The sequence below is a fragment of the Undibacterium sp. Ji50W genome (genome assembly GCF_049340445.1).
Taxonomy (GTDB): domain Bacteria; phylum Pseudomonadota; class Gammaproteobacteria; order Burkholderiales; family Burkholderiaceae_D; genus Undibacterium.
The window spans coordinates 58,728-79,050 of the sequence record NZ_JBMPOX010000027.1 but is presented as its reverse complement, the minus strand read 5'-3'; the positions used below and the strand labels follow the sequence as shown (position 1 = coordinate 79,050).

Here is a 20,323-nt window from a genome sequence, read left to right as displayed (position 1 = left end):
CCAGGTTGCCGTTGGCAATGTTGACGCTGCTTTGCTCGCCGGTCTTGCCCTGGCTGGCGGAACCAAGGTTACCGCGCTGGCCCAGATTGCTTGAGGACGTTAAGTTCAGGCCTGTGCTGTTTCCGCTGACGATCGCTACCATGTAATTGCCTTTTTAAGTTCACACCAATTATTTATACGACAACATTGTTGTTTCTGTCTCATGTGTCGTTTCATAAAGAATTTATCCAAACATTTAAGGAATTGTTTAGGTGAAATCGAAAATAATCAGCAATCACATTTATTATTTTGAAATTTAAATTAAATCCGATTAATATTTTAATAAATACCTATACATACAGAACAAACCATGGAATGGCGGCTCTGGAAATTTGACATATAAAAACAATATGATTACAAATTACTTAATGCCATTTCCCCTCGGAAATAGTACGATAGCAACTTTTATTGGTTTTGCGCGCAAATGACGTGGCCAGGAACTTCATGGTCGGCTTCAGCTAACTGCTGCAATGATTCAACATTCCGTTCCCAATAACCTGAGACAACAAAATGAAAATTCAAAGCACCAGACAACTGGCGGCAATGATACGAACTCAAATGAGTTCCGCACGAAAAGCGAGTCAGTCTCAAGGAGAGCGTAGCGACAATGCGAAAAAAGGAAACTTGCGTACGAAGAAGAGTCAGGCTCCCGCCCAAAAAGATGTGGGCAGTTTGATTGTGCAAAAAGTGGCGGAAATCCCGCTGGAAGACCCTAACCGGCGACGCAAAACTTTCAGGGTGTTTTTAGAATCCGTCTTGCTGGATGAATTAGGCGACGTTCTGGTGGCTGATCCCAGATTTTTTCAGATGGTGGACCACATTCAGGATCAAATGGAAGCAGATGAAGAAATTGCACCTGTCATTGAACAGGCGATCAATTTATTGTTGGTACCCACTGAATAACAGGGTCACAGGCCTGTTGCTCACCGCTTTATAGTCAGCCCCCATTTTTACTGCGGTTCACCCGCATTGCACTAAGCAACAAAAATTTGTTTCTTTTTGATCATTTTTTTGATTATTTTGTTTTTGATACGTAATCAAAAAACAAGTGCAGCTACACTTCAAACCATCAATTAAAAAAAATAATTGTAAGCATCAGCTAAGCACTCACTACGCTGAAAATAATAAAAAATAATCTTCCTAAAAAATTTTCCCCTCACTCTGCGCACTCATGACCAGAAAAACCTGCGGACAGGATGTGGCGTTGACAATTGCATTGCCAAAAGCGGCAAACTTCGAGAGCACAAATGCCATAGGCAAGCTGTCTTTACCTTTAATATCCGGCTGTATACCATCTGAATCTGGTGTGATGTTGCTGGCTGGACGCGTGACACCCGCTTCTTGCCTGCATATCAATGAAGTCACCCCCTGCATTTTGATGATGTCACCTGGCTTTGCTCAGTAACTGTTAGCGCAATGACAGACAGGGTATTTTCCGCTTCAGCGCAAGCGTCTGACAACGGTGCTGAAGCTGTGCTGTGGCAGCGGTGGCGTGACAACGCCGACATACAAGCAAGAGAAGATCTTGTTGCCATTTACTACCCCTATGCAAAAACACTTGCTGCATCGCTTTACGCAAAGCGGTTTAGTCATGACATCGATTTCGAGGAATACCAGCAACTTGCTCTGGTTGGCATGCTTGACGCCATGGACCGTTATGATCCGCAGTTGGGTATGCAGTTCAATACCTTTGCCGGTTCACGCATACGCGGCACCGTGCTGGATGGCATTGAAGTTTTCTCAGAAAGGCAACAACAAATCACGGTTCACCAGCGTCTGAAATTGCAACGACTACAAGCCAGTAAAAAAATGGCAGAAACGCCGAACGACACGGCGACAGATAGCGACGATGTTTTCCGTCGCCTGGCAGATGTGGGGCTGGGTTTGGCACTTTCATGGTTGCTGGAAAACAGTGGCATGGTTGCGGAGATGCAAGAGCGCATCACCGAACCGACACAATACCAGCGAGTAGAGCTAAAACAATTGCAGAAACAAATTCAAGCTCGGGTTGATCAGCTTTCGCAACAAGAAAAGAAGGTGATTCGCTATCATTACCTGCAGAATATTCCTTTTGAAGAAATTGCCGATATCTTGAAATTAAGTAAGGGACGGATAGCGCAAATCCATCAATCCGCACTCAGGAATTTAAAACAAAAGCTCTTGGCAAGGCGCGACTTTGAACTGGTTTGTTAGAACGTGTTTACGATCTTACTACGCGAGCGTGATCGGGGCTCATGCGCTGCTCAAAATGCTCATGTACTTAAGTACATTCCGCTTTTTGCGCTGCTCTTCACTCCCGCTGACGCTCGCTCGCTACAGATCGTAAACACGTTCTAAGATGGCCATGGCCTCAGGGGCTTTGTATCAGTTAGCCATCAAATGGGGCGGATGTTTCATCGTGGCGAATCTCAATAGGTATTCTTTTGCTGAAAACGGCTAATTCTGAAGTGATTGTTTGAAGAGCAGACTGTTTGTTGTCGCAGCACTACGCTGTTTCATGATCTGTCGCTGACAAGGCTGAAACCGGGCTTTTCAGACGGAAAGCAGGTCTGTTGCCTGTGGAAGTAGCAGCTTTTCCCCGTTCAAAATCAAATTGTTAAATTAATTTTTTAAATAAGACACATTTGTTTTTCGCAAGTCGTTGATAATTCATGGAATTTTGTTTATACTTGCGTTTTTCCAATTTCGGAATGCACTGAGGAGTTAAACATGGCACGTGTCTGCCAAGTGACTGGGAAAGGGCCAATGGTTGGCAATAACGTTTCCCACGCTAATAACAAAACAAAACGCCGCTTTTTGCCTAATCTGCAAAATCGTCGCTTTTTCGTAGAATCAGAAAACCGTTGGGTTTCTCTGCGCTTGTCCAATGCTGGTCTGCGCGTCATTGACAAAATCGGCATTGATGCTGTTTTGACTGACCTGCGCGCTCGCGGCGAAAAAGTTTAAGCTAAACTATAGTTAGGAAAATATCATGGCTAAATCTGGTCGCGACAAAATCAAGCTGGAATCGACTGCTGGTACAGGTCACTTCTATACAACCTCCAAAAACAAGCGCACTATGCCTGAAAAAATGGAGATCATGAAGTTCGATCCTAAAGCACGTAAGCACGTCATCTACAAAGAAACCAAAATCAAGTAATTTTGCTTTCTGCTTAAAAAAGCCCTGCATCGCGGGGCTTTTTCTTTTTTTGCCTTCACTTCACGACAACATACTTCATGTCATGGCTGGTGGCCATTGATGGCTTTCTGCCTGACAGCTTTTACACCATGCATACAGGGCGTCATACATGACCATCCCCTGCTTCAGCATCTCATGGTCATCACTGAAATTCTGCGACAAGCCAAGCGACAGGGCATATAGCCCTGCTGATTGTGGCGTCAAATCCAGTCGTGAGGTGTCAGCACCACGGACAATCACTGCCAGTTGTTGCAGCGCCGGGTCGCTAAGCTGGTATTTGTCGAGGAAGGCATCAAAACTGCACAATTCACCGACGTGTGTCAGTTCCACACCGGGGATATCATAGGGAATGGCACCGGTTCTGGCGGCAATGCCGGTGATATCACTGGCACGGACATATAAAAATTCTGCTGTCTTGTCGATAAAACGGGCAACCAGCCAGGGGCAGGCGATGCGGTCTATCTTTGGACGTTCTCTGGTAATCCATTGCATGTCAATTCTCCTTGGTCTGTAAAGGCAAGCCTGCAGTACGCCAGGCTTCTATGCCGCCATTCAGAAAGCGTGCATCAAAACCACGTGCACGCAGGGACAGGGCGGTTGATCTGCCGATGTCGAGTCCATGCACGCAATAAATCAATACTGGCTGGGATTGATTGAGGTCTTTGCTCCAAAACCCAACCTGAGATGGATCACGCCATTGCGCACCTGGCAGCATATCCTTGCCTTCAGCAAAAAATTGCGCTCGCCGTACGTCTATGATTTGTGTCTCAGGTTTCATTTGCTCGCAGGCAGCAACATCAACTGCCCAGGCAGCAGCATCAGCAGCCACTGCCGCACCATAGCGTCGATAAATACGGTCCCAGTCTAAATTCTGCATGAAGGAATCCACATAGGCTGCTGCTTTGGCACCAAAGTCCATGTGATAGGCATGTTCATACATATCCAGCGCCAGCAAAGGTGTGGCCCCTGCCAGCAATTGCGTATGGTCGCCAGCCCAGTGATTGATCAAGCGTCCTTCCCGCGCCGACCATGACAACAATGCCCAGCCAGAACCGCCACCCATGGCCTTGGCCAGGGATGTAAATTCAGTCTGCCATTGGGCGACAGAGCCAAAGTCACGTTCCAGCGCACTGGATAAACCGCAAGAAGGCAAGACACCGTTCCCACCCAGCGCATCAAAATACAGTTCATGCAGATAGGCTGAATTGGCGGCAATCAATTCTTCGCGCTTCAGTCCGTTGACCGTAAACACGGGTGTCGCGGCCCAATCCAGCGTCGATAAATGGCGGCGTAAAGCATTCAAGCGTTTTACCGCACCGCTATAATTGTTTTCGTGATGGCTGAGTATCAGATTGCTGCTCAGGCCCTTGAGTTGTGTCAGGTCCAGCGTCAGCGGGCGTAATGTCATGTCCATGTTTCCACCTTTAAGTATGGGAAAGTAGCGGGTAAATCAGCAGGCCCAGCAAGGCCGCCACGGCGACGACGACAGGCTCCTGCAATTTCTTGAATTTCCACAACAACGCGATGGTGACGAGGGCAATTGCGGCAGTGGGTATATCGATGATAGAACGTCGTGCAATCACGATCACAGAGCCGGCAATGGCACCGATGGCCGCAGCGGTAATGCCATCCACAAAGGCCAGCACACCCGGCACCTTGCCGTATTTCTTGAAGTAAGGTGCGGGGATAATGGTGAACAGATAGCAGGGTAAAAAGGTCGCCAGTGCAGCAACGCTGGCACCTGGCAAACCGGCCACCAGATAGCCGATAAAACCAACCGTAATCACCACCGGGCCGGGAGTGATCATGGCCACCGCCACGGCATCGACAAATTGCTTGTCAGTCAGCCAGTGATGTTCGGTCACTACGCCACCATACAGAAACGGCACAATCGCCAGACCAGAGCCAAATACAAAAGCACCCGCCTTGGCAAAGAACACGGCAATTTGCGTCAGCAGCGGCACATCCAGCGTTCCAAACATCGCTGCCATCAATGGCAAGGAAACACCGACCGAGTTCAGCTTATTCCGGTTCAGGAATTTGGGTGGGGCACGCAACAGCCAGACCAGCACGCCGGCTGCGATAAACAGCCAGGCAATTTCAGATTCCGTAATCACCGTCACTGCAGCCAGCAAGAGATAGATTGCCCACAGCAATTTGTCCTTGCCCACACTTTTTTCCGTCAGCTTCCTGGTACTCATGACGATGATGCCGATGACTGCAGCACCCACACCATAAAACACCGACTGCATCCAGGATAAACCGCCATACAGCACATACGCCCAACCCAGTGCCACTACCATGAAAAAAGACGGCAGCACAAAAGCAATGCCGACCAGGGTCGCCCCCACGATGCGGTAATGCACATAACCCAGATAGATCGCCAGTTGTGCGGCCAGCGGCCCAGGGGCCAACTGTGCCAGCGCCAGCCCTTCTTTATAATCGGCCTCGCTGATCCAGTTGCGCTCGCCAACCAGATCACGATGCATGTAACCGACCAGTGCAACCGGGCCGCCGAAACCCAGTGTTCCCAGGCGCACGAAATAGGCGATGAGTTGCCACAGTGTGTAGCTTGCAGAAGGCGTGGCAGACATGGTCAGGTCTCCTTTGGTGATATTTTTTGGAACGATGCCAGTAAACCATCGAACACGGCACTGGCTGCCGCCAGTAACTGGTCATCATCGGGAATGGCGGCGCGCATGCCCGCCAACACACTTTCTATACCCACTGATTCGGGTGGTTGTACCCCGCCCACATCCAGGTAATGGATCAGGGCCGCCAGTTGCTTTAAGGCTGGGGTCTCCAGCGCAAAACTTTCCAGCAGCACTTCGAAACTGACGCGATTTCCCACGTGGCTGAAGCTGGCACCGTCAAAGTCAAAACCCAGCGCATCTACGGGGCAATCGCTGGGAGATGCCAACCACAATATCCGGGCATGGCTATCGATAAAACGACGTATCAACCAGGCACAGGCCAGCCGGTCGACCCAGGGGCGGCAACGGGTTGCCCATACCCGCCCCTGGTAGGCAGCGACGGACAGTTGCGCTATCTGCGCATTGACGGCATGGGGTTCATCCGGTGCCAGCACACGGGCAATCTTCAGTTCCAGCTCTTGCAAGGCAGCATCGGCCTGCGCCTGTGCCGCGCCGGGGAAAAAATCGATGTCTGCCAGACTGGCAAACGCCTTGCGCAGCTTGCGTGCCTGTTTGATGCCTTCCGCCAGGGTGTCGGCAGTCATGGCCTGGTTGGCCACGGCGATATCGGCCAGCAGGCCGGCGTAATCTTCATTGCGATCAAACAGGCTGGCGAAATGTGCCTGCTCTGGCTCTTCCACCCGCAGCACAGTGGCAGAACCACCACCAGTTGACACGTCGGCAGCAATGGCCTCCAGCGCTGCACGGCAGGGGGCGCGCTCCGGCATCAGGTAGACACCATCGCGCAGTACCACCGCCCCCGAGGCTTTCAGGCCACGCCATGCACGCATCCTGACGGTCGCGTTCTCTGTTGGCAGGCTGATAATCAGTAATATCCATTCCATAAAGTAGATTATTCTACTAATTTGTAGAATAGTATACTTATTTTTTTATATTTTGAACTGGATAGCAAAATCATGCAGGCTTGGGCTGGCGGCCCTCTCCCAAGCCCCCCAGGTTAGTCTGCTACCCTATTCATGATCCAGATCCCACACCAGATGTGCATCTACCAGCAATAAGTAGTAAGCCATGCTGGCCGCGACCTTTGCGCCAAGTGCATTTTGTGCTGCCGACGTGGCCTGGCGTCTGGCCGCCAGCAAGGCTTGCAATTCCACTTCCCCCAGGGCATAGGCGCGCTGGACCAGTTTGGCATTCGTCTGCGCTGCGGCCAGGCTGCTTTCAGCCAGTTGCTGGCTTTCATAATATCCTTCGGCATTCACGATGGTGGCGTTGATGTCGGCTGTCAGTTGACGCTTTCTGAGCTCCAGTTCATGCCTGCTCATCGTCGCCAGATGGCTGGATTTGGCAGAACGCTGGCTGCGTATACTCTGCGATCCCATTGATCCCACTGATCCCAGCGATAGTGGAATGCTGATGGAAATACCCGTCACCCGCTCGCGCCCACCCACCTCTGACGACGTAAACACACCGACAGTAGGGTCTGGCGTTTGCTCGGCACGACCCCGTTCTGCATGGGCTTGCGCCTTGTCAAACTGTGCGATGGCTATTTTTAATTCATCACTTTCACCGAGGATGCGTTCACGCCAGAAACTGGCTTCCTGCCTGACCTGGACAGCGGTCGGCAAGCGATTGAATTGCCTGTCAAAGTTGGGGAAGCGTGCCTGCAAGCGTCCCCAGGCAATCTGCGCCTGCGTCCTGGCGTCGGTCTCGCTGCGTTTTTGTTCCGCCAGTTCAGCTTGTGCCAGGTTCAAATCCAGCCTGGCGACATCCCCGGCCTTGACGCGTTTTTCGACGATAGCCAGATTCTCCTGTATCGACGCACGATGCTGGCTGGTCAGTTGCAATGCCTGTTCAGCAGCCAGCCAGTCCAGCCACAGCTTGAGCAAATCACGAGCGGTTTCGTGCAGGGCTTCGCCATAATTTGCCTCGGCCTCGGCCAGCACGGCCCTGCTCATCTTGCGATCTGCTGCAGCCTTGCCGGGCAGGCGTATGCCGCGTTCTATGCCGGCATTCCATTCACGATAAGTGGATTCATGTTGAACCGCACGCCGCTGGGCGGTCACTTTTGCGGTCCACTCATAGGGAGATGCTTCCAGCAAACCGGCTTCTTGCCGGGCGGCTTCCAGTCCGGCCAGTGTAGCGCTGACGCTGGGGTCTTGTTCCAGCAACGCCCGCACTACGGGCGTGGGTAGCAGGCCGGGTGTTTCCGGCGTGATCGCCTGACTGCAGGCTGATTGCGAGGCAAACAACAGGCTCAATACACTGGTGATAAATAATGCGATCTTCATACAATTTCTCCTGCTTCTATGACCGGGCTGATCCAGTAATGCAAACCAGCACCGGCAAATTGTTCTTGCAGGCAGGACAGCAATGCCGCCTTGCCCTGCGCTGGCAACAACACCTGCACCAGCGTGATGAAAGAGCGCCCCATCACTTGTTCGCCGGCGCTCATGCGTTCATGCGACATGCCATGGGCGGCGGTGGGTGTGCTGGTGAACAGGCTGATGCCGGGGAACACCAATAAACTGTCGAGTAATTTTTCTTCCAGCCTGGCCGGACACAACAGGCTTACACATAATTCAGACATGGGATTTCTCCTCAACAAGCGTGCTCTCGATGGGTTTGGCAAAAGCAAAACGCGCATACAATATGGGCAGCAACATCAGCGTCAATGCCGTGGCTGTGATCAGGCCACCGATGACGACGATGGCCAGAGGCCGCTGGATTTCAGAACCGGGGCCGGTGGAAAACAGTAGTGGTATCAAACCAAATGCGGTGATGGATGCCGTCATCATGATGGGGCGCAGGCGACGACGTGCGCCCTGGATGACGACTTCGGCCAGTGCCATACCTTCTTCCAGCAATTGATTGAAATAACTGACCAGGACCACGCCATTCAAGACCGTGATCCCCAGCAAGGCAATGAAGCCCACTGACGCCGGCACCGACAGATATTCACCGGTCAGCGACAGGGCCAGAATGCCACCCACCAGCGCAAACGGAATGAGGGATAAAATCAGCAAGGCCTGACGGACGGAACGGAAGGTAGAAAACAGCAAGACAAAAATCAGGCATAGTGCCACCGGCACCACCACCATCAGACGACTGGCTGCGCGTTGCTGGTTTTCAAATTGCCCGCCCCAACGGATGTGATAGCCGCTGGGCAAGGGCAGCTTTTTGGCAACCTCTGCCCTCGCCTCTTCTACAAAACTGACCAGGTCGCGTCCACTGACATTGGCAATCACGACGCTATAGCGACTACCCATTTCCCTATCAATCTTGACCGGGCCGGCGGCTCTTTCCAGTGTGGCGACGCTGGACAAAGGGACACTGACACCCTCTTTGGTGGTGATGCGGGTGGCGGCAAATTCAGCAGGCGACAAACGCACGGATTTGCTGGCGCGCAAGAGGATGGGCGTACGGCGATTACCCTCTATCACCGTGCCGGCCTGCTGGCCTTCTATCTGCATGCGCAAGGCATCCTGAATTTCTTCCACCGACAAGCCAAGGCGACCGGCCTGCAAACGGTCCACCACCACGCGCAAATACTGCACGCCATCGTTTTGCACGGTATAGACATCCTGATTGCCGTTGATGGTTTTCAGTACCGCTTCGACCTGGCTGGCATAATGGTTCAGTTGATCCAGCTCTGGTCCGAAAATCTTCACGGCGATATCTCCACGCACACCGATGATCATTTCCGACACCCGCATTTCTATCGGCTGGGTAAAGCTGTATTTAATACCGGGCAAGGGATCAAGCACCTTGCGGACTTCATCCATCAAGGCTTCCTTGTTTTTTAGCTTCCATTCCTTGCGCGGCTTCAATAACAGGTAGGTATCGGTCTGGTTCAAGCCCATCGGGTCAAGCCCGATTTCATCTGAACCGGCACGGGCGACGATGCCCGTCACTTCAGGAATCGCCTGCATAATGGCTTGCTGGATTTTTAAATCCAGTGCGGCGCTTTGTTCCAGGCTGACAGAAGGCAGTTTTTCTATGCCGACGATCAGATCACCTTCATCCATGGTGGGCATGAATGTTTTCCCCACCTGGGTATAGACCGCACCGGCACCAATCAGCATCACGACGGCAACCAGCGCCACCACTTTCTGTTGGCGCATGGCCCAGTCCAGCAAAGGTTCGTACAGGCCCAGCAATTTGCGTGGCAGCCAGGGTTCTTCGTGTTTAACTTCACGCAGCAGATAGGAAGCCAGCACCGGTATGACCGTCAATGACAACAGCAGGGACCCTGCCAATGCAAACACGATGGCCAATGCGACCGGGCCAAAAAATTTACCTTCCAGACCTTCCAGCGTCAGCAATGGCAGGAACACCGTGATGATGATCAAAATACCCGATGTCACCGGCACACTTACTTCACGCACAGCACGGTAGATGCTGTGCAGGCGCGGCAACTTGCCAGCAGTTGGGTCGTGAGCCAGACGTTGCACGATGTTTTCGACCACCACCACGGCGGCATCCACCAGCATGCCGATGGCAATTGCCAGACCGCCCAGACTCATCAGATTGGCAGACATGCCAAACAGGCGCATGAGGATGAAGGTGATCAGTGCAGCCAGCGGCAATACCAGCGCCACCGTCAGCGCAGCCCGCACATTCCCCAGGAAAAAGCCGAGCAGGATCATGACAATGACCGTGGCTTCGAGCAGGGCCGATGATACTGCCCCTACAGCCTTGTCCACCAGTGCGGCGCGGTCATAAAACACCTCCAGACGCACGCCTTTTGGCAAGCCTGGTGTCAGCTCGGCGATCTTGTTGCGTACCCCTGTTACCACCTGTTGTGCATTGGCACCGGCCAAGCCAAGTACCAGGCCTTCTACCGCTTCGGCCTTGCCACTTTTGGTGACGACACCGTAACGTGTCATCTCCCCTATTTTGACTTCGGCCACGCTACCCAGGCGCAGAGGATGATTGTCCTTGACCATCAACACCACGGCACGCAAATCTTCCAGGGTATTGATACTGCCTTCACTGCGCACCAGCAAGACTTCATCACCCTCTCCCAGTCGCCCGGCGCCATCGTTGCGGTTATTGGCACGTATGGCTTCCTTCAATTGGGCAATGCTGATGCCTGCTGCCGCCATGGCAGCCGGATCAGGTATCACTTCAAAGGCACGCACCACACCACCAAGGGAATTGACGTCAGCCACACCCGTCACCGTGCGCAAGGCGGGACGAATGACGGTATCAAGCAGGCGCCTTCTTTCAGCCAAGGGCAAGTGATCCGCCTCAACGGTGAACATGAACATTTCACCTAGCGGGGTGGTGATCGGCGCCATGCCGCCACTGATACCGGCAGGCAGGTTTTCACTGATGCCGGCCAGTCGCTCACTGACTTGCTGGCGCGCCCAGTAAATGTCGGTACCATCTTCAAAGTCGATAGTGACATCCACCAGGCCATACTTGGTGACAGAACGCAAGATGCGGGTTTTGGGTATGCCCAGCATCTCTACTTCTATCGGTACGGCGATCCGGGTTTCGACTTCTTCCGGCGTCATGCCGGGTGCTTTCATGATGACTTTGACCTGGGTACTGGATACGTCAGGAAAAGCATCAATCGGCAATTGCCTGAATGCCAGCCAGCCGGCACCGGCCAGCAATAAGGTCATCAGCAAAATGAACAGCCGCTGTGACAAAGAAAATTGTATGAGGCGGGCTAACATCAGCTACCTCCTTTTTCACCGAGCCAGGAACCTTTGAGGGCGATCACACCGCTGACGGCGATCTTTTCGTCTGCCTTCAATGGCGCCTGTGCACCTTGCGCACTTTGTATACGCACGTGCTGGCCCGCACTGCTGAGTACCCTGACTGCCCGCGCTTCAAAACCATCTGCCGTGCGGACAAACACCAGCGCCTGTGCCGCATCATAGGCGACGGCCGCCAAAGGCACATCGAAGCTGTCGCCACCGGCGCTGTGGGCCAGCGGCAACTGTACGGTCACCAACTCACCTGGCCGCAAATCTGAATTGCCATCTACCTCGGCACGCAGGCTGACCGTCTGGCTACCTGCAACAACCATGGGGCTGATACTGACGATATGACCTGTAGCCGTGCGTCCCTGTACCTGTAATTTACTGCCAGTGCGCCAGGCTGTGGCATCCGCCAGTGGTGCCTGTATCTCCAGCAACAGACGGTCGGTCTGTGCCAGGTGCAGCAAGGCCATGGATGGGTCCACCCGCTGACCGGGCTTCACTTCCATCTGGGTGACGATGCCAGCCCGGCTTGCATGCAGGGTCAGGCCATCTTCCGGTTTTCCGGAACTGGCGATGCGCTCTATGCTGGCAGTTGACAGGCCAGCCAGACGTAACGCGGCTTTAGCCTGACGCAATACAGCTTCGCTTTCGGCCTGTGCCGCTTGCGATTCCTGCACGCGGCGCTGGGCAATGATGCCTTCATCGAACAAGGCTTTTTCACGCTGGGCCGCCTGACGTGCCAGCGTAGTGCGGCTGACAGCCTGCATCAGTTGCAATTGCATGGGCCCCAGTTCCTGACTGCTGATGCGCAGCAAGGGCGTGCCCTGCTTCACCTGTTGATTAGCTTGCACATATAACTGTACGACCAGGCCGGTCAGCGGTGAGCTGACGATCTGTTCGCGATGCGAAGGCACGGTGACCTGGCCGGGCAGGCTTAAGGTCAGCGCAGCGGCATCGCGTTGTAATGGTTTGACCTGAATATTCAGGGCCTGCATTTGCTGTTCTGTTACAGCAAATCTGGCTGGTCTTTCGGCGGCCAGGACAGGGATAGCGGATACCACTGCCAGCGCACAGAGCAAGGGCGCGAAGAAATTTCTGTTTGTCATGATTCATTCCCAAATATTGCATAGGACGATGCGCCTGAGGCAGCATCAAATAATTCAGATAGATCAAATAGATCAGATTGTTAATGCAAGCGGTCGCACAAAGGCATGCGCAAACCAGTTGGCATTCACGTGATCGATAGATCGCTAGATCGATTGGAAGAGTCTGGCGTGTACAGACAAGTATTTGCCTGTAGGTCCCTAGTGAGCAAGCAGCAGGACATCAGAAAAATCAGAAAACGGAATCATTTCCATTCGCAATTTATACCGATATGCTGCCTGAATAAACCTGGAAAACCAAGGACGGCTTACGCCAGAGAGTGCTCGCCGCAAGGTGGGCGATAAGGGGTGTCGTAGGTGGAGAATGGCAGGGTTTGTTGAGTAAAATACCAACTGGCAGCACTTGCCAACGGTGCGTGAAAAGCCAGCAGGGATGTGGTATCAGGGAAAAACTGCAGATGGTCTACCGCATGCAACATCTGATGCTCTACCGTCGCCCGCTCAGCGTCCCGGCTGGCATTTTTATCATGCAATAAAAACGCATGCTGATGGGAAGCAGCACTCACCTCAGGGCGGCCATCGTGTTCAAGCTCATGCTTAATCCGGGTTGAACTCAAATTCCATGCGCCAAGATTCGTCATGAAAATGACGAGCATCAAAATTGCCAGGCGCTGGATGAAGGGCTTACTCATGGGCGGAACTTTAACATACTTGACATCGCTTCGTCATCCCCGGCGTACATCAGGCATTATTACTTTTTTTCAGCTTGGCCAACAAGTACGGCAAGAATTTTTCTGTCTCGGTTTCCAGTAACTGGAAATGCTGACCAGCCTTGTCCAGGTCCCCTTCCATCGCGCACAACTCCATTTTCCTTGCGCATTCAACAATTGGCGTCGCCCCAAAGTAAGCGATGATACCTTTCATCGTATGGGCAGCACGCTGGGTATCCTGCAAATGGCCGGTACCCAGCGCATGGGCAATGTCAGCAATTTGCATGGGGATATTGCTGAGTGCCAGTTTGCCGACGATTTCCAACACCTCTTCATCGGTTTTATCCAGGGCGCGGGCATAATCAAATTCAGGCAAAAGCTGTACGGTATCGACAGGTATCATAGTACTTTCCATATTGAAGGTTTGCTGTTTTAATACGCTTGCAATACAGTCCATCAGTTTCTTCGCTTGTATGGGCTTGGATAAATACTCATCCATCCCTGCAGCCAGGCAACGTTCCTTGTCACCATCCATGACATTGGCCGTCACGGCAATGACGGGCAGATGGTCGCCATGCGTCGCTTCTCGCGCACGTATGGCCATGCATGCCTGTATGCCATCCATGACCGGCATTTGCACGTCCATCAGCACCAGGTCAAATTTTTCTGCTTCAATAAGACTTAATGCTTCTTTGCCGTTGTTACAGATCTTGACGCTATGGCCGGCTTTTTCCAGAAGCTTGGCCGCCAGTTGCTGGTTGATCAAATTATCTTCGGCCACCAGGATGGACAGGCTTTTGGTGAACCGTGGCTTGCCGTCTGGCTTCGCCAAGGTGCTGGCTGTGTCGTCCCTGTCCATGCCGAATGCATGCATCAGTGCGGTACTCAAATCATGTGGTCTGACAGGCTTGTTCATGTACAGTTCTATGCCTGCCTTGCGGCAGCGATCGGCATCAGCACTGACAATGGCAGAAGTCATCATGATGATTTTTGACGTCAGCGGTGGTATCACTTCCGCCATTCTCGTTCTCAGGGCAAAGCCATCCATGTCGGGCATATGCGCATCCAGCAAGAGCAAGTCGTAGGCGCTACCGGCGCGCCGGGCGCGTCCCATCTCATTCAGGGCTTCCTGGGCAGTTTCTGCAGTGACTGGCTGAATCCCGATTTTCTGCAAACAGTTGACCAAAAACTGTCGGTTGGCTGGACTGTCATCCACCAGCAATACCTTGCGATTGGGCAGGCTGACAGGTGTCGGCATTAACTGGCTCGGGCCGCCTTTCATGAGACGGACGACGAAATGAAACGTGCTGCCATGTCCCGTTTCACTTTCGGCCCAGATGCGGCCCTGCATCATCTTCACCAGACGTGAAGAGATGGATAAGCCCAACCCGGTACCGCCATGTTTTCTGGTAATGGATTTATCCAGTTGGGAAAACGAATCAAAGATACTGGCGATCTTGTCTTGCGCTATGCCGATGCCGGTATCAGTCACTTTACAATGCAATAGCACATCACCGCCTGGCAATGCATCTTGTCTGACATGTATCACCACTGAGCCATGATCGGTAAACTTGATGGCATTGGTCACCACATTAAATAGAATCTGGCGGATGCGGGCTGGGTCACCTTTCACCGCATGGCTGCGCCCTACATCGATATCGGCAACCAGTTCCAGGCCTTTCTGTTCTGCCGGTATGGCCAGCGCCCAGACCGCCTCATCTAACAGGGAAGGCAGGTCGAATACGACACTTTCCAGTGCCAGCTTGCCAGCTGCCATCTTGGATGAATCAAGAATATCGTCCATCACGGTCATTAATGATTCAGCCGATGACTTGATCATATTCAGATACTGACGCTGGTCGCGATTCAGATTGGTATCGAGTACCAGATCAGTCATTCCCAGGATGCCATTCATGGGTGTGCGGATTTCATGGGACACGGTTGCCTGGTACAAGCTGCGGGCAATATCAGTTTCCGCGGCCATTTCTTTTACCGCCTGCAATTCTTCTTCACGCTGCCGTTGTTCTGTGACATCCAGCACGATACCGGCCAGATAACTGGATTGATGCGCTGCGTCCTGTATGATTTCTCCAAAGGCCTGTATCCAGCATTCCCTGGCATCTGTTGGCCGGACGATTTTGTATTCACAGCTATACCTGCCCACTTGTACTATGGCTTCGGTCATGATTTTACAGACGGTAAGCCGGTCTGCAGGCGACACCACCTGCAGCCAGTTTTCAAAGGTTTTTTCAAAACCAGAGGGCAAGCCAAAAATGCCGGTCATGCTGTCAGAGCAGTTAAACCTCATGCTCTCGATATCCAGCGAATAGCTGCCTGTTTGCGCCAGCTCTTGCGACTGGCGCAAGATGGTTTCTTGCTGCGATAATTGCTGCGACAGGTGCTGTTGCGTCTCATCCCTGGCATTCAATGCCCTATGCAGCATGCCAAACAACAACATGGCGCACAAACTGATAAGGGTGGCACCGCCCAGCACCTCATTCCTGTGTGCGGCATACGGCAGCAATACCTGGTCAACTGATTCACCAACCAAAAATGTCAGCTGATATCCGGGCAGGCGGTAGTAAGCATAAATGCGCTCAACATCATCACTGCTGGCTAAACGATGGAAGTTTCCAGACAGGCTGGGGGTGGTCAAGGATGTCAGCAAACGGGTATCCATCACTTTCCCCAGCATGGTTTCAGCAGCGGGATAGCGCGCCATTAACTCACCACTATCGCGCAGCACGGATACTATTCCACCTCCGGACACATTGAATTTCTTAGCGAAAAAAGTTAATTGATCAGGGCTGACAGATACCACCAGCACGCCGTCGAACTTGCCTTGTTTTAACAGGGGTCGGGTAAATTGCAAGGACCATTTGTCGGACAGGTTTTCTTTCACAGGTTTACTGATGAAAAGTGTGTCGCTGTCAGGCATGTCCCTGTGCACACGAAAATACTCGCGCATACTCAGGTCCATTTTTTCGCTCTGTTTGGACAGGCTTGAAAACTGCATCATGCCATCTTTGTCCAGCACCGCTACCTGGAAAGACATATCTTCCAAATTTTCCTGGCGACGCAATACCAGGTCTGCGAATTCTCTGGCGCTGCCATTCCAACCATTGCGCATGTCCATCAAGATTTCGTCGATGCGCTTGACCACGGACTGTGCATATTCAGCAGATACCTGTGACTGCAGGTTGGTACGCAAGTTCGCCTGTTCCAGATAGTGGCTACGACTGCGTATCAGGTCATAGGCCACCAGGCTCCAGGTCAGCAACAGCATCAGGCCGCACATCAGTATCAACTGAGGGCGAAGGCGTTTTTTTGCTGTTTTCATAGTCGATGCTCCACCAATTTCACTCATTGCAGATGATTTAAAATTATTCGTCAGGTTCACAAAACAAAATCTGGGTTTTTCTCATTCATCTGTCTTAGCTCCGGCAGCAGAAAAACGATTTTCCTGCGTCTGCTGTCCAGTTTGTGCTGCCTTTTTTTTCTTGTACTCATCCAGGTAAACAAGCATGCCGGTAGCAGTTTTTTCTCCGTGGTCGTAGTGCACCTCTGGTGTGGGCATATGCTTGAGATCATCGTCCGCTGCATCAGGGGTAAGCATCGCGGCATCCTCGAATGGATGCTTGAAGTTGCGAGAAGAAAAGTAAGCCAGCAATGCACTGACGGTGCAGATGGTGAGGGCCAGGATCATGATCGTTATCAAGAGCCTGGTGCTGGCGACCTGCCTTGCTGTTTCTTCTGCCATGGCCGTCATGCGCCCTGACTGAAACTTAAACAGCTTGTTGACGTCATCCGTCAAATCTCTTTGCACGGGCCACAATTGATTCAGCAACAGCTCTTGCGCCAGTTCTTTTTTATCCTCACGTACCAAGGACAGGAAGCTGGAAGTCATTATCAAAAATTCTTCTCTCGCATTCACAGTTGCATGCAATAGTTCCCTGCCCCTGGCTGAATTGACTGTCTGGTTCAGGGTTTCCAGGGATTTGCCTATGATGCGATTGCTTTCTTCGATGCTGGCATACTCTTTCTTGAGAGCGAGGGCATCTGTCGTCAGCAAAATACTGCGCATGTTTCTGGTGATTTCACCCAATTCATCTCTGATGGTATGCGCCAGTACAATTTTGGGATAACGGTCATTCGCAATGCCATCAATATCAAGCGCCAATTGATTCACTCGCATATACGAGAGGCTGGTCAGGATAAGCAGCAAGCCAATGATCACGCTGAAAATCAAGCCCCATTTTTGGCCTGTTTTCATGTTTTTGAGATTCATTTTCACCGTAGTGAGGAGTTGAGTCGCTGTGAACATTGCTGTTCCTTTCAATCCGCTCACGCTGCCATGCGCAAGACAAAACATGGTTCGTTTGCGCGCGCAGGAAATAGGCGTGCGAGACAAAACGACACTATGTGATCAGGGAAAGGCGGCGGTTCTGGGCCGGTGAAACTGCCTGCAAGTCGCAGTAGATGGGCGACAACCGACAGCTGTCGATGTGGCATCTCATGACGGGGGAGTGGTGATGAGATCGCTTATGTGGTTAACAATCTGTGAACCTATGCGCCTGTGCTACATCGTCTTAACTACAGGATAGCTTAAAATTTCCTTCGGGCAATCAAGGGAAACAAGATTTAACCTTCATCAGGGTTTACGCGAAATCACCGCAACCGTCTTACAGCGCTCGCTTTTTCTCAAGCCTTGTACTTAATGTATTGCCTTCGCCACGCCCCTTTTTGCAGTGGCAATCTTTCATCAGCCCTGATTTTAATTGGAGAATTTATTGTCATTGAACAGGTGCTTGAACTGATTGATGGTTTCTTCTGCCTTCAATAATTCATCTGCCACTTCATGGATAGTCCTGCGATTGGAACGTGCATGGTTACGCAATACTTCAAAAGCAACTTGCCGGTTGGATTGGAATTTTGCCATCAGCAAACCGACTGCCATGCTGGTTTCGCGCCCTGTAGCCAGGGCAGAGGTCAGGTTGACTTCATTTTTTTTCAGCTTCTTGATTTCATTGGCACGGGCCAGGCTGGCTTCAAATGTAGGGACGATATTTGCCACGTCGACCGGCTTGACCAGATAACCGACCGCACCATATTCGACGGCCTGCTTGACGATTTCGCTATCAGAAGTGGCAGACAGGAACATGAAGGGCACAGTAGTATCACTACGCAGATGTCCTGCCAGATCCAGGCCAGACATGCCAGGCATATTGATATCGAGCAAGGCAATATCCGGCTCTTGCATCAGGATCACATTCAATGCATCTTCACCGCATTGCGCCTGAACCACGTCGTACCCGGCATGCTCAAGAATACTGCTCAGCAGCGTGAGTGTGAACGGGTCATCATCTACCAGCAGTATCCTGCTTTTTGCTTTGACGGCGGCAACCATACCAGGCCTTTCCTTTGTTCGTGCTGTTGTTCGTGCTTTAGCGCAAGATCAGGCAGAATGCAGAGCATGCCTGATATAAACCCACTCTAGCAACAAACTCAGCAGTAGAAAACCATTAGTTGCGGCACTGATGATATCCAGGCTCGCTTGCCACCATTGTTAACTATTTTCTACACAGACTATCCTGCACCTGCAGATGCGACAAATACTGAAAGCAAAAAACAAAAACGGCACCGAAGTGCCGTTTTTTGAATTTGCAAAGCTACTGCACGCCGTCAGGCATTACGCGTAAGTGCGCAGCCTTAAGGAAAATTCACGCAGGGTGTGGATGCCGGATGCTTCGGCACGTACGCACCAGTCTTGCAGTTGCTGTACCAGTTGCTCGCGGCTGACGGTGGAGCGTTCCCAGATCAGGCCCAGTTCCACGCGCATGTCGTGCATGGTTTTCAGGGCGCGGCTATGGGCCAGCACTTCAGACAATTGCTGCTGTTGCGGCGCTTCTAGCTTGGTTGGCTCGCGTTGCAGCAGTTTCTTGGTGGACCTCAGCAGATGTGCTTCCAGCATGGCTTTTTCGCGCAGGCTGGCAACTTCATCACGCCAGGTGCGGCGCAAGGATTTCGCATACTTGGCCATCACGTCATAACGATTGGTGATGACGGCCTGCAGGGTTTCCAGGTCAACCACGGATTTGATTTCGGCAAACTTCGGTTCCGGTGCCACTTTCTTGACCTTGGCCAGGCCGACGATTTCCATACTGCGGATATACAGCCAGCCGATATCGAATTCATACCATTTGGAAGACAGCTTGGCAGAGGTGCCAAAGGTGTGGTGATTGTTGTGCAGTTCTTCGCCGCCGATCAGAATGCCGATAGGCAGGATATTGCGCGAGGCATCGGTGCAGTCATAGTTGCGATAACCCCAGTAATGACCAATACCGTTGATGATGCCGGCAGCGGTGACAGGTATCCACAGCATCTGCACGGCCCAGACGGTCACGCCGACCACGCCGAACAGGATGAAGTCAATAATCAGCATCAGGGCCACGCCCTGCCAACTGAAACGGGTGTACACATTGCGTTCCATCCAGTCATCCGGTGTGCCATGGCCATATTTTTCCATGGTTTCCAGATTTTTGGATTCGGCGCGATACAGTTCTGCGCCTTCGAGCAAGACTTTCTTGATACCGCGTGTGACCGGGCTGTGCGGGTCTTCTTCAGTTTCACATTTGGCATGGTGCTTGCGGTGAATCGCAGCCCATTCCTTGGTGACCTGGCCGGTCGTCAACCACAGCCAGAGACGGAAAAAATGACTAGGAATGGCATGCAGTTCCAATGCACGGTGAGCCTGGCAGCGATGCAGGAATATAGTCACACTGGCAATGGTGATATGCGTCACTACCATGGTGAAGATAAATACCTGCCATCCTGTAGCCCGGGTCAGGCCATTGGACAGAAAATCCATTACTGTATCGATAAAAGTGCTCAAAATGACATGTACTCCATTGTTATTGACGGCATC

General features: G+C 52.0%; 18 protein-coding genes. 4 read left to right on the top strand and 14 right to left on the bottom strand.

What is annotated here, in order from left to right:
• Positions 1-549 precede the first annotated feature (549 nt).
• Entirely contained in the window at positions 550-942 is a 393-nt protein-coding gene (locus tag ACO0K9_RS25460) for a hypothetical protein (RefSeq protein ID WP_422989724.1), read from the top strand.
• Between the two features lie 237 nt (positions 943-1,179).
• Here ACO0K9_RS25460 and ACO0K9_RS25455 read toward each other — a convergent pair whose 3' ends face one another.
• Positions 1,180-1,413 carry a hypothetical protein gene (locus ACO0K9_RS25455; RefSeq protein ID WP_422989722.1) on the bottom strand — a complete coding sequence of 78 codons (234 nt, stop codon included), beginning with the start codon at positions 1,411-1,413 and terminating at the stop codon, positions 1,180-1,182.
• Positions 1,414-1,455: 42 nt separating this feature from the next.
• Here ACO0K9_RS25455 and ACO0K9_RS25450 point away from each other — a divergent pair, with 42 nt between their 5' ends.
• The 3 genes from ACO0K9_RS25450 (at position 1,456) to rpmG (ending at position 3,178) form a co-directional block, all read left to right on the top strand.
• Complete coding sequence (locus tag ACO0K9_RS25450) at positions 1,456-2,232, top strand: sigma-70 family RNA polymerase sigma factor (RefSeq protein WP_422989720.1); 777 nt, start codon at positions 1,456-1,458, stop codon at positions 2,230-2,232.
• A gap of 516 nt (positions 2,233-2,748) precedes the next feature.
• A complete protein-coding gene (rpmB, locus tag ACO0K9_RS25445) occupies positions 2,749-2,985 on the top strand; it encodes a 50S ribosomal protein L28 (RefSeq protein ID WP_186947587.1) in 237 nt (78 codons plus the stop codon).
• 25 nt (positions 2,986-3,010) lie between these two features.
• On the top strand, positions 3,011-3,178 hold the full coding sequence (gene rpmG, locus ACO0K9_RS25440) for a 50S ribosomal protein L33 (RefSeq protein ID WP_110257750.1): 168 nt from the start codon (positions 3,011-3,013) through the stop codon (positions 3,176-3,178).
• 75 nt (positions 3,179-3,253) lie between these two features.
• Here rpmG and ACO0K9_RS25435 read toward each other — a convergent pair whose 3' ends face one another.
• The 13 genes from ACO0K9_RS25435 to ACO0K9_RS25375 all read right to left on the bottom strand — a co-directional run bounded on the left by ACO0K9_RS25435 (position 3,254) and on the right by ACO0K9_RS25375 (position 20,266).
• Positions 3,254-3,709, bottom strand: a complete 456-nt coding sequence (locus ACO0K9_RS25435; RefSeq protein ID WP_422989718.1) for a chromate resistance protein ChrB domain-containing protein — start codon at positions 3,707-3,709, stop codon at positions 3,254-3,256.
• A 1-nt stretch (position 3,710) separates the two neighbouring features.
• Entirely contained in the window at positions 3,711-4,631 is a 921-nt protein-coding gene (locus tag ACO0K9_RS25430) for a Fe-Mn family superoxide dismutase (protein ID WP_422989716.1), read from the bottom strand.
• 10 nt (positions 4,632-4,641) lie between these two features.
• Positions 4,642-5,811 (bottom strand): chromate transporter, encoded by a 1,170-nt coding sequence (locus tag ACO0K9_RS25425; protein WP_422989714.1) that lies wholly within the window; start codon positions 5,809-5,811, stop codon positions 4,642-4,644.
• Positions 5,812-5,813: 2 nt separating this feature from the next.
• Positions 5,814-6,755: a chromate resistance protein ChrB domain-containing protein gene (locus tag ACO0K9_RS25420; RefSeq protein WP_422989712.1), complete on the bottom strand. Its 942-nt coding sequence runs from the start codon at positions 6,753-6,755 to the stop codon at positions 5,814-5,816.
• Between the two features lie 126 nt (positions 6,756-6,881).
• Positions 6,882-8,159, bottom strand: coding sequence for a TolC family protein (locus ACO0K9_RS25415; RefSeq protein WP_422989710.1), 1,278 nt, complete (start codon positions 8,157-8,159; stop codon positions 6,882-6,884).
• Positions 8,156-8,458, bottom strand: a complete 303-nt coding sequence (locus ACO0K9_RS25410) for a DUF3240 family protein (protein WP_422989708.1) — start codon at positions 8,456-8,458, stop codon at positions 8,156-8,158. The genes ACO0K9_RS25415 and ACO0K9_RS25410 overlap by 4 nt, the downstream gene beginning before the upstream one ends.
• On the bottom strand, positions 8,451-11,555 hold the full coding sequence (locus ACO0K9_RS25405; protein WP_422989706.1) for an efflux RND transporter permease subunit: 3,105 nt from the start codon (positions 11,553-11,555) through the stop codon (positions 8,451-8,453). Before ACO0K9_RS25405 ends, ACO0K9_RS25410 begins: the two co-directional genes overlap by 8 nt.
• Positions 11,555-12,691 carry an efflux RND transporter periplasmic adaptor subunit gene (locus tag ACO0K9_RS25400; RefSeq protein ID WP_422989704.1) on the bottom strand — a complete coding sequence of 379 codons (1,137 nt, stop codon included), beginning with the start codon at positions 12,689-12,691 and terminating at the stop codon, positions 11,555-11,557. The genes ACO0K9_RS25405 and ACO0K9_RS25400 overlap by 1 nt, the downstream gene beginning before the upstream one ends.
• 305 nt (positions 12,692-12,996) lie before the next feature.
• Positions 12,997-13,380, bottom strand: coding sequence for a hypothetical protein (locus ACO0K9_RS25395; protein WP_422989702.1), 384 nt, complete (start codon positions 13,378-13,380; stop codon positions 12,997-12,999).
• Between the two features lie 49 nt (positions 13,381-13,429).
• On the bottom strand, positions 13,430-16,738 hold the full coding sequence (locus ACO0K9_RS25390) for a response regulator (RefSeq protein WP_422989700.1): 3,309 nt from the start codon (positions 16,736-16,738) through the stop codon (positions 13,430-13,432).
• 81 nt (positions 16,739-16,819) lie between these two features.
• Complete coding sequence (locus tag ACO0K9_RS25385; protein ID WP_422989698.1) at positions 16,820-17,671, bottom strand: MCP four helix bundle domain-containing protein; 852 nt, start codon at positions 17,669-17,671, stop codon at positions 16,820-16,822.
• A gap of 501 nt (positions 17,672-18,172) precedes the next feature.
• Positions 18,173-18,805: an ANTAR domain-containing response regulator gene (locus tag ACO0K9_RS25380; RefSeq protein WP_422989696.1), complete on the bottom strand. Its 633-nt coding sequence runs from the start codon at positions 18,803-18,805 to the stop codon at positions 18,173-18,175.
• A gap of 282 nt (positions 18,806-19,087) precedes the next feature.
• Entirely contained in the window at positions 19,088-20,266 is a 1,179-nt protein-coding gene (locus ACO0K9_RS25375; RefSeq protein ID WP_422989730.1) for a DesA family fatty acid desaturase, read from the bottom strand.
• Positions 20,267-20,323: the final 57 nt, after the last annotated feature.